This is a genomic window from Acidovorax sp. CF316, assembly GCF_000276605.1.
Classification (GTDB): Bacteria; Pseudomonadota; Gammaproteobacteria; order Burkholderiales; family Burkholderiaceae_C; genus Acidovorax.
The window spans coordinates 1-696 of the sequence record NZ_AKJX01000076.1; the positions used below are offsets into that span (position 1 = coordinate 1).

Here is a 696-nt window from a genome sequence, read left to right on the forward strand (position 1 = left end):
CGGCGGCCAGCCCTGCCGTGGTGGCCCAGTCGCTGCAGGGCGCCGCTCCCGCCCCATCGCCGCTGGGTCTGGTAGCACCCCAGGTCGGTGCCCAGGCACAGCCTGCGCCCATGCCCGAGCCATTCCAGCCCCAGCGTGCCAATCTGGCCGGCGGCACGACCCAGATGGCGCAGCGCGCCCCGGTGTGCAGCACCTGCGGCCGGGTCGAATCGGTGCAGGCCGTCCAGCAGGCCGAGCCCGCCACCGGGGTGGGCGCGGTTGCGGGCGGCGTGCTCGGCGCCGTGGTGGGCAACCAGATCGGCAAGGGCAACGGCCGCACGGCCGCCACGGTGCTGGGCGCCGTGGGCGGCGGCTATGTGGGCCACCAGGTGGAGCAGCGCTCGCGCACCCGCACGGTGTACCAGGTGGCGATCCGTATGGACGATGGTTCGCTGCGCCGCTTCACGCGCGCGCAGCCACCGGCCGTGGGCACGCCCGTGGCGCTGCAGGGCAAGGGCTACCGCATCGACCACGAGCGCGACAGCCGCCCGAACGGCGGCGGTGGTGGTGCGTACACCAACGCCCCTGCGGGCGCGGTGCGCGTCGCCAACGGCTACTGATCAGCGGCAGGCGCCTTACAGCGCCCGGACCAACTCCGGCACGGCCGTGAACAAGTCCGCCTCCAGCCCATAGTCCGCCACACTGAAGATCGGTGCC

The 696-nt window shown here is 74.1% G+C and carries 2 protein-coding genes; one reads left to right on the forward strand and one right to left on the reverse strand.

Annotated elements, in window-relative coordinates:
• Positions 1-599 (forward strand): glycine zipper 2TM domain-containing protein (locus PMI14_RS33395; RefSeq protein ID WP_007851751.1); only part of this gene is annotated, 599 nt, incomplete at its 5' end.
• 15 nt (positions 600-614) lie between these two features.
• On the opposite strand, the gene PMI14_RS35520 is transcribed toward PMI14_RS33395, so the two are convergent.
• Positions 615-696, reverse strand: an 82-nt coding sequence (locus tag PMI14_RS35520; RefSeq protein ID WP_007851756.1) for a hypothetical protein, incomplete at its 5' end; no start/stop codon positions are given.